Below are 12445 nucleotides of genomic sequence, written 5' to 3' on the forward strand. Positions count from 1 at the left end.
GGGGAGCGTCGTCGCGGGTTCAGCCGGTGAGCGTGCCGTGGAGCGCTTCGAGGCCGTCGCGGTAGATGCCGTCGAACAGCTCGACCACCTCCGCCTCACCGGCCCCGTCCGGGACGAAGCGGCCGCTCCACACGACCTCGGCGACCTCCGGCTGCCCGGGCACGGCGTGGACCCGCAGGTCGGCGACGTACCCGGTCACGGGGAAGGGCGCTTCCAGGATGGCGTACGCGTAGTGGCGCTCGGCTTCGCTGAAGGCCACCATGCGCTCGACGATCACATCGCCCTCGGGCGTGCGGAGCCTGCGCGCCCGCCCGCCCTCCAGGGGGCTGCTCTCGGGGATGAACGGGAGCCAGTCGGGCAGCGCGTGGAAGCCGCCGATCAGGTTCCAGACGCGTTCGGGCGATGCGGGTACGACACGGCTGACCGAGGTGGACGCCATGGTCTTCCTCCTTGGCTTGCGGGGGGACGGGGGCGGGTGCGGGTGCGGCTCAGGCGCCGTTCGGGAGCGGCGCGGCCGGGCTGACGAGCCCGGAGGCGCGCAGATCGGTCCAGAAGCCGGCCGGGACGTCCTCGTGGAGCGCCGCGATGTCCTCGGCGATCCGGCTCGGCTTGGTGGCGCCGGGGACGGCCGCGACGGCCACCGGGTGCGCGAGGGAGAACTGCAGGGCCGCGGCCTTGACGCTCACACCGTGGCGGGTCGTGAGCTCCTTGATGCGCCGTACGCGCTCGACGACCTCCGGGGGCGCGTCCTGGTACTCGAAGTGGGTGCCGCCGGCGAGGACCCCGGAGCTGTAGGGACCGCCGACGACCATGCCGACGCCCTGCTCCTGCGCCTTGGGCAGCAGCCGCTCCAGCGGGCGCGCGTGGTCCAGCAGGGTGTAGCGGCCCGCGAGAAGGAAGCCGTCGGGCTGCGGCTCGTCCAGGTCCAGCGTCAGCTCGATGGGCTCGACCCGGTTCACGCCGAGGCCCCAGGCCTTGATGACGCCCTCGTCTCGGAGCCGGGACAGCACGCGGAAGGCGCCGGTGCGGGCCTCCTCGAACTTGTTCAGCCACAGGTCGCCGTGGAAGTCCTGGGCGATGTCGTGCACCCAGACGATGTCCAGGCGGTCGACGCCGAGGCGCTTCAGGCTGCCCTCGATGGACCGCTCCGTGGCGTCGGCGGTCCACTCGTGGAGCATCGCGTTCGGACGGCCGTGCTCAAACAGCCCGCCCTTCTCGCCGAGGTCGCGGGCGCCCGGCTCGGACTCGTCCAGGATGACGCGGCCGACCTTGCTGGCCAGCACGAACGAGTCGCGGGGCTTCTGCGAGAGCAGCTCGCCGAGCCGGAGCTCCGCGAGGCCCGCGCCGTAGAAGGGGGCGGTGTCGTAGAAGCGGATGCCCTGGTCCCAGGCGGCCTCCAGGGTGGCGCTCACCTCCTCCTCGGGGATGGCGCGGAACATGTTGCCGAGAGGGGCGGTACCGAAGCCGAGGCGGCCGGGGATGAGTTCCTTGAGCGACATGATGGTGCCTTTCGACGACCGTGCGTGGGGTGCGGGGCGCTTCTCCGCGGGGCCGTTTCGCGAGGGGGATCGCCTCCGGCGCGCGCCGTGGTCCGACGTCCGCCGCAGGTGCGTCGGACGGGGTGTGGACCACGCCCGGCGCCTTGCGGAACCGAGATTACTTGCAGGCGCCGACTAATGCAAGCGCGCGATACCTGCGCCATCTGGATGTCGACGATTGACCGGCATGCGGGAATTAATCCGCGTGTGCAATTATTGATTGAGCCTGTAGGGCGCAGGCGCATGAACGATGTACCGACTCGTCGCCACGCGGCCCGGCCCCGACCGCCCCCAGAGGAGACAGCTTCGTGACCACCACCCTGTTCGAGCCCCTCACCCTCCGGTCCCTGACCGTTCCGAACCGGATCTGGATGGCCGCCATGTGCCAGTACAGCGCGGCGCCGGACGGCGAGCAGGCGGGCGTGCCGAACGACTGGCACTTCACGCACCTCGCGGCGCGGGCGGCCGGCGGCACCGGCCTCATCATCACCGAGGCCACCGCGGTCAGCCCTGACGGCCGGATCAGCCCGTACGACCTCGGCATCTGGAACGACACCCAGGTCGAGGCCTTCCGGCGGATCACCGCGTTCCTGAAGTCCCAGGGGACCGTCCCCGGCATCCAGCTCGCCCACGCCGGGCGCAAGGCCTCCACGGAGCGGACCTGGGTCGACCGGGGCGCCCCCATCGGCCCCGGCGAACAGCACGGCTGGACGCCCGCCGGCCCCAGCGCCGTCCCCTTCGACACCGGCTCCACCACGCCCGAGGAGCTCGGCACCGAGCAGATCGGCCGGATCGTGGCGGAATTCGCCGACGCCGCCCGGCGCGCCCTGGACGCAGGGTTCCAGGTCGCCGAGATCCACGGGGCCCACGGATACCTCATCAACCAGTTCCTTTCCCCGCACAGCAACCACCGCACCGACGGCTACGGCGGGGACTTCGAGGGCCGCACCCGTTTCGCGCTGGAGATCGTCGAGGCCGTCCGCGCGGTCTGGCCGCAGGACCTGCCGGTCTTCTTCCGCATCTCCGCGACCGACTGGCTGAGCGAGAACGCCGACGACGACCGGGAGGGCTGGACCGCCGACGACACCGTCCGCCTCGCCAAGGAGCTGCAGGCCCGGGACGTGGACCTGATGGACGTCTCCACCGGCGGAAACGCCCCGAACGCCAAGATCGCCGCCGCTCCCGACTACCAGGTGCCGTTCGCCGAGCGAGTCCGCACCGAGACCGGTATGCCGGTCGCCGCCGTCGGCCTCATCACCGAGCCCGACCAGGCGCAGGCCATCGTCGGCTCCGGCAGGGCCGACGCGGTCCTCCTCGGCCGCGAACTGCTGCGCGACCCGTACTGGGCGCGCCACGCGGCATCCGCGCTGGGCGGGAAGGTCAACACCCCGGTTCAGTACCACCGCGCCTGACGGAAGTAACCCGCCCCCGGCTCGTTCCCGTCCCCGTCGCACCGTCGTGCGGCGGGGACGGCGCGTCGAGCGGCGAAATCACCTTGCGCGGCGGCGTCCGGCGCCGGGACGATCGGGTCCGTCATCCGCCGACGGCACGCGAGGTTCTGCGACGTGAGCTACACGCTGCGTGAGTACACCCCGGCCGACGAGGCCTCCTGGCTGCGCTGCAGGGTGCTCTCGTTCCTGGGCACCGCCTACTACGACGACGTCGACCGCGCCAAACCGCCGATCCCGGCCCCCGGTCTGGAACTCGTCGCCGTCGACGGGGCGGGGACGGTCGTCGCCATCATGGACACCGCCGTCGACACCGCACGGGCGACCATCGACACCGTCGCCGTCCACCCCGACCACCAGCAGCGCGGTCTCGGCCGCGCCCTCCTGCAGCGCACCCGCGCCGAGGTCCGCGAGCGGGGCGCGGCGACCCTCGACGCCTGGACCCGTGACGACCCGGGCACCCTGGCCTGGTACCGCGCCATGGGCTTCGCGGAGAGCGACCACTACCTGCACGTCTACGCGCACCGCTGCACCGCCCCCGGTGAACCGGACCGCGCGATCCTCACCCCCCGCCCCGGCCTGCGGCTCATGGGCGCCTTCCTGCACGCGAAGCTGGAGGACGAGGCCCGCCTGCGTGCGGAGTTCAGCCGGGTGCACGTGTGCCGGCGGTTCTCGATGACGGCGTGACGCCCCGGCAGGGGGGCGACGCCCGTCAGCAGGGCTCGAAGCCCGGCGGGGTCGGGCCGATCTCACCGTCGGCGACGAGTTCCGCGAGGTCCTCCGGCTCCAGGAACTCCAGGTCCTGCGGGCCGAGTCCGTGGAGGCGGTCCAGCGACGCCAGACGTTCCACGAACGAGAGCACGAAGGCGGAGAACGAGCCGTCGAAGGTCTGGCACCCCACCTCGTGCACCATGGTGACGACCTTCCAGCGGTCGGGATCGGCGTCACAGGGCAGGAAGAAGTGCTCGTCGCCGCTGTGGTCGTAGCCCCAGGAGATCAGTCCGCCGGGTGCGGGGTGGAAGGCGTACGGGTAGTGCTCCGGCACGCCCGACTCCGCCGCCCTGTCGCGGCGTTGTGCGAACTCCTGGTGCGTCCTGGCCATACGGTCGGGCAACGGCGCCGAGCCCCGCGGGTGGAAGACGACGAGCTCGCCGGAAATCACCCCGGTGCCGTAGGCATCGAGGAACGCCTTGAAGTCGCCGGGCAGGGCCGAGCCCGCGTACCGCTCCACCTCCGCCCAGTCGTCGGCGCCCGGTTGCCTGGGGGCGGGTTCGCCCAGCAGGGCCCGCAACTGGTCCAGCGAGGACATGGACTGGTCCGCGACGATCGGTGGAACGGTGGGCGCCACGCTATCCAGGCCGAGCGGGCTCCCGGCCGCCGGGGGCGCGCACCCGTACGAAATCGCCGCGCCGACCGGCGGTGGTTCCGGCACCATGGTGGCCCGTGAGCGACATCCTGCCCGGCCTGGCCGGCAATCCCTCGCTGCCGCGCGAGTTGGTCGACCGGCTGATCGCGACGTCGGACGGCGAACTCGCCGAAGCGCTCGCCGAACGGCCTGACCTCACCCGTGCGCAGGTGGTCGCCCTGGCCGCCCGCGATGAAAGTGCCGCGCTGCGGCTGGCCTACGGGGGGCGTCTCACCGCGGCCGACGTCGATCCCTCGGCCCGGCCGCTCGTCGCCCTCGCCCTGCTCGACCAGCGCGCGGGACCGCCGGAGTGGGCGCGCACGCTGGCCGGCTCGGGGTCCGCCGAGCAGCGGGAGCAGCTGGCCGCCTGCCCCGATCTCCCGGAGGACGTCGCACGTGCCCTCGCGGCCGACCCGGAGACCGAGGTGGTCGCGGAACTCGCGCTCCGGACGACGTCCGCGCTCCTCGCCCGCCTGGCGGAGCATCCGCACGCCGAGGTGCGTCGCGCGGTCGCGGTCAACGAGGCGGCCCCACCCCACGTGCTGGCGGCACTCCTCGACGGTGACGCGCTGCCGCCGGCCCGGTCCTGCCGGGTGTGCGAGGGTGAGCCGGACCCGCCCTGGGACCACTGCGAGGGTGCGCACGAGTCCACCGTCCACGCGATGCGGTACGCCGCACTGTGCAACCCGGCCACGCCCGCGACCGCCGCCGCGGCCTTCGCCGGCCACCCCTCCTGGCTGCTGCGCCGGGAACTGGCGGCCCGGACCGACCTGCCGCCGCAGGTGTACACGCGGCTCGCCGCCGACACCGACGCCCGGATCAGGGCGCGCCTCGCGGACAACCCGGCGATCGGCGAGGCACTCATCCGCGTACTGGCCACGGACGACGACGATGTCGTCCGGCAACGGCTGGCGCACCACCCCGCGGTGCCGCTGGACGTCCTGCGCAGGCTCGCCGCCACCGTGCGGACCGGCCCGGCGCTGCTTCCGCGCATCGCCGCGGCCTCCCCCGCCGAGACCGCGGAGCTCGCCGCCTCGCCGGACCCCGCCGTACGGATGCTCCCGGCCCGGCGCACCGATCTGCCGGACGACATCCGCGACGCGTTGACCCGCGACCCGGACGCGAAGGTGGTGGCCGCCGTCGCCTCCCATCCCGGCCTGACCGAAGCGCGGTTGGCGTCGATGGTCGACCGGCACGGCCTTCGCGTCGCCGCACGCGTGGCGGCGAACCCCGACGCGACCGCTGCCCTGCTGGAGCGGCTGGCGCGACAGCGGCCCCCGGCCCGGAAGGCACTGCGCGAGATCGCCCGGCACCCGCACGCGACGGCCGTGGCGCTGGTCGCCTGCCTGGACGACGAACGGGCACGGCGCGTGGCCGCGGGGCATCCGGCGCTGCCGCCCGCGGTGATCGCCGGACTGCTCACGGACGACGACTGGGAGGTCGCGGACGCGGCGGCCGCCAACCCGTCCCTGCCACCGGCGGAGATGGCGCGTCTGGTGCGCTGATCGCCCGGTATTTGAGCGCTTCGGCCGGCCGCGACGGACCGTCCGCCGGCGGGAGCACGCTGCCGTGGTTGTTCCCGCAGCCCGAACGACGCTACCGTCGAGGTCCATGATCGTATGGCTCAACGGCACCCACGGCGCGGGCAAGACGACGACCAGTGCGTTCGTACAGCGGCTGATCCCGGATTCACGGGTGTTCGACGCCGAGAAGGTCGGCGAGACGCTCATGGACATCACGCCGGGGCTGCCCGAGACGGGCAACTTCCAGCACTGGCCGCCGTGGCGGCCGCTCGTCGTCGAGACCGCCCGCCGGGTGCTCGACTACACCGGTGGCACCCTTGTGATGCCCATGACGGTCCTGGTCGAGCAGTACTGGCGCGAGATCAGCACGGGTCTGGCTGAACACGCCATTCCCGTGCGGCACTTCGTCCTCCACGCCGACCAGGAAACCCTTCGGGGGCGCATCGAGGGGGACACGGTTCTCGGGCCCTCCACATTCCGCCTCGAGTACCTGGAGCCCTACGCCGAGGCGGCCCGTACCTGGCTGCACGACGAGGCCGAGGTCGTCGACACCACGCAGCTCACGCCCGCCGAGGCGGCCCTGCGGATCGCCGAGTCCGTGAAGGACCGGCACGCCGGCCGGGCTCAGAACTCGAACTCGACGTAGTCGATGTCGGTGAAGTCGACCCGCAGTCCCTGGGCGCGGCGGCCGCGGTCCTGGAAGTAGATCTCCTGGAGGCCCTCCGCCGCGATGGCGCGCAGTCGGTCCTCGCCGGCGCCCGCGGACTGGGCGGCGAAGAGGCGGGCGGCGTAGTCGGGGGGCAGCGCCTGGGTGACCAGGCGGAGGCGGGCGTCGTCGGTGGAGCCCGGGGCGGCCGTGAAGCCGAAGCGGGCGCGGGTCTCGATGACGATGCCGCCGGTGGTGGCCGCGCGCTGCCTGGCGCGCTCGCGGACGCGGGGCTGCCACCGCCTGCGGACCTCGTTCTCGAGGCGGGCGGCGAGGTCCTTGCGGGGGCGCTTGAGCCGGCCGGCCAGGTAGCGCTCGACGGTGCGCTGCGAGACACCGAGCAGTGCGGCGACCGCCCTGGTGCCCTTCTCCTGCTTGACCAGGAACCGCATCTGGGCCTGCGCCGACCTGGGCACGGGCCGCGTGAAGGTCTTCTCCGTGGCCTTGTCGAGGCCGTCGCCGAGCATGCCCACCGGGCTCTCCTACTCTCCGTCGAGTGCGGCGTCGCCGCCCTTGATATGGCGGGCGGGGTTGTGTCCGTCCTCGAGCAACTCCACGGCCCACATGAGGGACTGGGTGCCCTCGTGCTTGACCATCCCCGGCGAGACGCCGAGCCGGAATCCGCCCGGCAGCGGTTTGCCCTCCGGTGTACGCGGCAGGAAGTCCAGCGGGCCCGGACCGTCGGACAGGTACACCGCGCAGTCGGACAGCACGGCCACCGGGAAGAGGCCCGCGGCGGCGAACCTGCCCATCTTGCGGTGCATGTTGACCCGCGCGGTGGCGATGACGGCGGCGCGGATGTCGGGGCGCCACGTGGGTCGGTCGAGGGCGGGCCAGCGCTCCCCCGGACGGTAACCGGCACCCTGGGGGCGCTCGCGGAGCTTGCCGATGCCGCCCTTGACGGTGGCCTTGACGGCCGTGAGGAGTGCCGCGCGCGACGGGTCGGCCTCCTTGTGGTGTTCCATCGCGGTGAGGAATTCGGCCTCCGGCATGCCGGGGACGACGCCGAGTTCGGCCATGGTGGCCATGTAGGCGTCCCGCAGCCGGCCGTACCAGGCGTCGAGGTACGCGCCGTGCTCGGGACGGACGTACGCCTCGACCGGGCGCACCTCGTGCCCGAGTTCGGCGGCGTAGGCCACAGTGGGGGTGGCGTACCAGGCGGGGCCCTCGGGCCGGGCGCCGTCCGGGGTGAACGGGTTCGGCAGACGCGGGTCGACGTCGATGTGCGAGAGGTCGACGAGCCAGGAGCCGGGCAGCGCCTTGTCGAACTCCGGGGCGCGGACGTGGACGGCGGCGCCCAGGCCGACGTTCAGCCGGTTCGCGGCGGCGGCGAACGCCATGTTGACGTCGATCCCGACCGCGAAGGTGCGGGCGCACTCGTCGTCGGTGAGCAGTTGCGGGTCCCGGATCCACTCGAAGGCCTCCTCGTCGAGGACCTCCTCCGGGGTACGGCGGTGGCCGCGCGCGAACCGCGAGGCCACGACGGGGTGTTCGTCGGGTGCCTCGGGGGGGGCCGGGTCCACGGGCTGCGTGAGGGCGCCGGGGTTCGGCCCGGAGACCCACGCACCGGTCGCGTGGTCCTTGACCGCGCGGGTCGGTGGGCGCAGGGCCGTCATGAGTTCGAGGCCGCTCACCGCGGTCGAGCCGCGCGGGGTGAGGACCCGGCGCGCGTAGTCCGCGAGCAGCTGTGCCAGTTCGGGGGGCGGCAGTTGTTCCGCGCCGCCCCAGGAACGGGTGTCGAGCGCGCCCCAGGGCAGGACGGCGAGCTGCACGCACTGGCGCCTGCCGTCCTGCGCCGGGCGGTAGACGCGGGCCCAGGGGCCGAAGCCGCGGCGGGTGAGCTGCCACTTGGCGCGGGCGATCTGCCGGACGGCCTTGTGGTCCGCGGGCAGGCGCAGGGCCCGGCGGTCCTCCAGGACGACGGGCAGGCCGAGGCGTTCGGCGGCCGGAGCGGTCAGGACGATCAGCGGGTCGGCGTCCTTGCCGTTGCGGTGCAACCTTGGTGCGCCGAGCCTCGCCTCGGCGAGCGTCCAGGCGACGAGCGACGGCACGTCGGTCGCCGGGCACGACAGCACCAGGCCGCCGGCGCAGTAGGCGGTGCCGTCGCCGTCCAGCACGGCGAGCGGGCCGTTGGTGAAACGCGGATCCTCCGTGGCGGGCGCGGGCGCCGTCTCCTTCCGGACGGGGGCGGGCGCCGGCCTCGCGGGCGCGGCCACGGGTTCGGGCGCGGGCATGATGGCCGGGGCCGCAGCCGGGGCGGGGGCGGGCGCCGGAACGGGGGCGGGTTCGGGCGCGGCGTCGAGTTGGGCCGCGATGCCGTCCAGCAGCTTGGCGTACGCGGCGCGGGTGGCACCCTGCGGCTCGCTGCGGCCGGCCTCCCAGCCGGCCACGGTCGTCCGGGTCACGTCGAGCGCCTCGGCGACCTCCACCTGGGTCAGGCCGTACTCGGTGCGCAGCCGGGCGCGTTCGGCGGGCTCGGGCAGACGGGTCCGCCGCGGCCCCGACTTCAGGAGGGCGTCGACGGGATCGGACGTGCTGGCCATGCGGCGGTTGGCTCCTTCGCTGCTTCAGTCCTGGCCGGTGCCAAAGGCGCGGCGGGGTTCCGCGTCGAGGAACTCGCGCAGGTGCTGCCCCGTGAGGATACGGGCCGGGTTGCGCCCCGGGGGCAGCGGAAGCCTGCGGCCCAGTGCCCAGCGGAAGCGCCGTGCGGGTGCCAGGTCGAACAGGTACTTCCCGCCGCTGCCGTCGTCGGAGCGGCTGCCGCGGATCTCGAACGCGCCGACGCAGACCCCTCCGTCGACGAACGCCAGGAGGAAGTCCCCGTGCTGGTCGACCGTCCGGGCCGAGAAGCGCCAGGCCCGGGCCGCGCTCTCCTCGACGGTGCGCCCGGCGCGCAGCGCCTGCCGTACGTCCACCGCCAGCATCTCCGGCCCTCCCTCCGCGGCTCGTCCCGGCCCCGGGCATGTTCCAAGCCCGCTTCGACGGACTTTATCGGCCGATAAAGCGAGCCGTTGACACCGACGCGCCCGCGAGGGGGGCCGACGTAGGGTGTGGTGCGTGGATGACCTGCTGGGCTGTCTGATCCTGGCGGCCGTACTGGCCGTGATCATGGGCGCGTTCGCCTGGCTGGCGCGGGTGATCCGGCGCCGGGGTGTCGCCGGGCACGCGGTCGCCGCCGCACTGGCCTCCTACGAGGAGGCGTTCCGCGTCACCTCCTACGAGGCGCACCAGGAGATCCGCACCCAGGCCGGGCGCAAGCTGCCCCTGGAGTCGCCGGACGACCCGTGGCGCCCGGCCCGGGCGGCCCTCCCGGCCCGTCCCGCCGCTCGCTCCGCGCGGGGGCCGCGCAGGTGGGTCCGCCGTCTGCGGCGGCGCCGCTGAGCGGTCATGGCCGCGGCGTGTCCCCACGGTTCGCCGCGCGCAGGCGCAGGATGGAGACCTCCTCGCCGGGTACGCCCTGACGGGCGGCTCGGCGGAGCCGGGCGGGGGTGTCGCCCGCCGCGAGGCGGAAGGCACGCCCGAAGGCGGATTCCGAGGCGTAGCCCACGGCGGCGGCGACGGAGGCGACCGGCTGCTCGGTCTGTGTGAGGAGTTCCGCGGCGAGGAGCATGCGCAGCCGCATCAGGAACTCCCCGGCGTTCATCCCGGTCTCGCGGCCGAAGTGCCGGATGAAGGTGGCCCTCGACATGGAGTTGAGCGCGGCGAACTTCTCGATGCCCCAGTCGTGGGCGGGGTCGCGCAGGACGGCGTCGGTGACGGTCCGCACGACGCCGCGGGTGGAGGAGAGCCACGCCACCCGGCTCACGCCGGACACCCCGCGCAGGGCCAGCGTCAGCAGCACGTCGCAGAGGGAGTCGAGGACGGCCTCCGTGCCCGGTCCCGCGGTGCGGGCCTCGTCGCGCATGAAGGCGCTGAGCAGCGCGAGGGGGCTGCCCGCACCGGCGCCGAGCGGGACGTGCAGCACCTCGGGCAGCATGCCCATCAGCACCTGACCCGCGCCCGGCTCCCACGTGTAGTGGCCGCAGAACAGGTCGACCGGCACCACGTCGCCGTCCGGCGCGGTCCCGCTCACGAGGGCGTACGGGCCGACGTCGCGGTGCTCGACCGACGCGGCGGGGCCGGGCCCGTGCGTGTGGACGCGGTGTGCGGTGCCGCGCGGCAGGAGCACCATGTCGCCCGCCCGCAGGTCGATGCTCCGGCCGGGCAGTTCGAGGGTGCACTCGCCTTCCAGCAGCAGATGGAAGGGCGAGCTGCCGGTCCCGCCCGCGGGGTTGTCCAGGGTGTGGCTCCCGGCGATCAGGCAGCGGATGTCGACGCTGCCCCGCAGCCGGGCGAGGCGGACCACACGACTCAGGGTGTCCATGAGACTTTCTCGATAGAAATCGGTACTGACTGATCTTGGCATCTCGCACCACGGACAGCAAGGTGGGAGCCATGGAAACCATGCATGTCGATCTCCTCGTGATCGGATTCGGCAAGGGCGGCAAGACCCTGGCGGGGCGGATGGGCCGTCTCGGCCGGCGCGTCGCCATCGTCGAGCAGTCGGACTCGATGTACGGCGGCACCTGCATCAACGTGGGGTGCGTACCGACCAAGGCACTGATCCACCACGCGGGCGAGCGCCGCCCGGACGATCCGCCGGAGGCGGGGTTCCGTGACGCCGTGCACAGCACGACCCGGCTGACGGAGGCGCTCCGCGCGAAGAACTTCGAGATGCTCGACACCGTCGACTCGGTCACCGTCATCACGGGCCGCGCCCGGTTCGTCGACCCGAAGACCGTGGAGGTGAGCGCCGGCACCGACCGGCTGCTCGTCACCGCCGACACCGTCGTCGTCAACACCGGCGCGGAACCGGTCGTGCCCGACGTACCGGGGCTGCGCACCAGCGCGTACCTGCGCACCAGCACCGACCTGGTGCGCGACCCGCTGCGTCCCGCCCGCATGGTGATCCTCGGCGCGGGCTACCTGGGCCTGGAGTTCGCCGGGATGTACCGCGCGTTCGGCACCGAGGTGACCGTCCTGGAGGCGGGGGCGCGAGTGCTGCCGCGCGAGGACGAGGACGTCGCGGGCGCCGTGGCGGCCGTCCTGGCCGACGAGGGGGTCACCCTCGTGACCGGGGCAGCGGTCACCGGTGTCACGGACGCGGCGGACCACGCCGCCGTGCACTACCGCGTCGACGGTCGGGACCTGACGGCCCACGCCGACGCCGTCCTGGTCGCGACGGGACGCAGGCCCGCCACCGCGGGACTCGGCCTCGAGGCCGCGGAGATCCGGACCACGGAGACGGGTGCGGTCGCCGTGGACGAGTACCTGCGCACCAGCCAGCCGCACGTCTTCGCCGTCGGGGACGTCAACGGCGGGCCCCAGTACACCTACATCTCGCTCGACGACAGCCGGATCGTGGGCGACCAGCTGACCGGCCCCGGCACGCGCACGACCCGCGACCGCGAGGCCGTGCCGTACACGGTCTTCACGACGCCCCCGCTGTCCCGCGTCGGACTCACCGAGCGGCAGGCACGCGAGCAGGGGTACGCGGTCGGGGTCGCCGAGAAGGCGGTCGCCGAGATCGCCGCGATGCCCCGGGCGAAGATCGTCGGCGAGACACGCGGGCTGATGAAGTTCGTCCTCGACACGGCGACGGACCGGGTGCTCGGTGCGGCCCTGTTCAGCGTGGACTCCCAGGAGCTGGTCAACACGGTCGCGTTGGCGATGCGCCACGGGGTCACGGCGACCGAGCTGCGCGACGCCATCTACACGCACCCGAGCTCGACCGAGGCCTTCAACGAGGTGCTGGCCACCGTCCGGTGATCCCGGCGGGGCCCTTC

13 protein-coding genes are annotated in these 12445 nt (G+C 73.6%); 6 read left to right on the forward strand and 7 right to left on the reverse strand.

The window, feature by feature from the left end:
• Positions 1–19: 19 nt before the first annotated feature.
• A complete protein-coding gene (locus CHF15_RS12760) occupies positions 20–439 on the reverse strand; it encodes an SRPBCC family protein (RefSeq protein WP_089223848.1) in 420 nt (139 codons plus the stop codon).
• Positions 440–488: 49 nt separating this feature from the next.
• Positions 489–1499: an aldo/keto reductase gene (locus CHF15_RS12765; RefSeq protein WP_089223849.1), complete on the reverse strand. Its 1011-nt coding sequence runs from the start codon at positions 1497–1499 to the stop codon at positions 489–491.
• A 347-nt stretch (positions 1500–1846) separates the two neighbouring features.
• Between CHF15_RS12765 and CHF15_RS12770 the strand changes: the two genes are divergently transcribed.
• Both CHF15_RS12770 and CHF15_RS12775 read left to right on the forward strand, forming a co-directional pair.
• A complete protein-coding gene (locus CHF15_RS12770) occupies positions 1847–2950 on the forward strand; it encodes an NADH:flavin oxidoreductase/NADH oxidase (RefSeq protein ID WP_089223850.1) in 1104 nt (367 codons plus the stop codon).
• A 153-nt stretch (positions 2951–3103) separates the two neighbouring features.
• Positions 3104–3673: a GNAT family N-acetyltransferase gene (locus CHF15_RS12775; RefSeq protein ID WP_089223851.1), complete on the forward strand. Its 570-nt coding sequence runs from the start codon at positions 3104–3106 to the stop codon at positions 3671–3673.
• Positions 3674–3698: 25 nt separating this feature from the next.
• On the opposite strand, the gene CHF15_RS12780 is transcribed toward CHF15_RS12775, so the two are convergent.
• Positions 3699–4334 (reverse strand): SMI1/KNR4 family protein, encoded by a 636-nt coding sequence (locus CHF15_RS12780; RefSeq protein WP_245938798.1) that lies wholly within the window; start codon positions 4332–4334, stop codon positions 3699–3701.
• Between the two features lie 95 nt (positions 4335–4429).
• Here CHF15_RS12780 and CHF15_RS12785 point away from each other — a divergent pair, with 95 nt between their 5' ends.
• Both CHF15_RS12785 and CHF15_RS12790 read left to right on the forward strand, forming a co-directional pair.
• A complete protein-coding gene (locus tag CHF15_RS12785; RefSeq protein ID WP_089223852.1) occupies positions 4430–5896 on the forward strand; it encodes a hypothetical protein in 1467 nt (488 codons plus the stop codon).
• Between the two features lie 106 nt (positions 5897–6002).
• A complete protein-coding gene (locus tag CHF15_RS12790) occupies positions 6003–6560 on the forward strand; it encodes a P-loop NTPase family protein (protein WP_089223853.1) in 558 nt (185 codons plus the stop codon).
• Here CHF15_RS12790 and tpg read toward each other — a convergent pair.
• The 3 genes from tpg to CHF15_RS12805 are packed head-to-tail and all read right to left on the reverse strand — an operon-like array spanning position 6539 to position 9544.
• A complete protein-coding gene (tpg, locus tag CHF15_RS12795; RefSeq protein WP_375817349.1) occupies positions 6539–7087 on the reverse strand; it encodes a telomere-protecting terminal protein Tpg in 549 nt (182 codons plus the stop codon). The two genes, CHF15_RS12790 and tpg, sit on opposite strands and share 22 nt — an antisense overlap.
• A 15-nt stretch (positions 7088–7102) precedes the next feature.
• Entirely contained in the window at positions 7103–9163 is a 2061-nt protein-coding gene (gene tap / locus CHF15_RS12800) for a telomere-associated protein Tap (RefSeq protein ID WP_089223855.1), read from the reverse strand.
• Positions 9164–9187: 24 nt separating this feature from the next.
• On the reverse strand, positions 9188–9544 hold the full coding sequence (locus CHF15_RS12805; RefSeq protein WP_089223856.1) for a hypothetical protein: 357 nt from the start codon (positions 9542–9544) through the stop codon (positions 9188–9190).
• A gap of 133 nt (positions 9545–9677) precedes the next feature.
• On the opposite strand from CHF15_RS12805, the gene CHF15_RS12810 reads away from it, so the two are divergent.
• Positions 9678–10001, forward strand: a complete 324-nt coding sequence (locus CHF15_RS12810) for a hypothetical protein (RefSeq protein WP_245938799.1) — start codon at positions 9678–9680, stop codon at positions 9999–10001.
• A 4-nt stretch (positions 10002–10005) separates the two neighbouring features.
• On the opposite strand, the gene CHF15_RS12815 is transcribed toward CHF15_RS12810, so the two are convergent.
• Positions 10006–10983 (reverse strand): AraC family transcriptional regulator, encoded by a 978-nt coding sequence (locus CHF15_RS12815; RefSeq protein WP_179279763.1) that lies wholly within the window; start codon positions 10981–10983, stop codon positions 10006–10008.
• A gap of 71 nt (positions 10984–11054) precedes the next feature.
• Here CHF15_RS12815 and CHF15_RS12820 point away from each other — a divergent pair, with 71 nt between their 5' ends.
• Positions 11055–12428, forward strand: a complete 1374-nt coding sequence (locus tag CHF15_RS12820; protein ID WP_089223858.1) for an FAD-dependent oxidoreductase — start codon at positions 11055–11057, stop codon at positions 12426–12428.
• Positions 12429–12445: the final 17 nt, after the last annotated feature.

Origin of the sequence: Actinacidiphila glaucinigra, assembly GCF_900188405.1 — a bacterium.
GTDB classification, from domain to species: domain Bacteria; phylum Actinomycetota; class Actinomycetes; order Streptomycetales; family Streptomycetaceae; genus Actinacidiphila; species Actinacidiphila glaucinigra.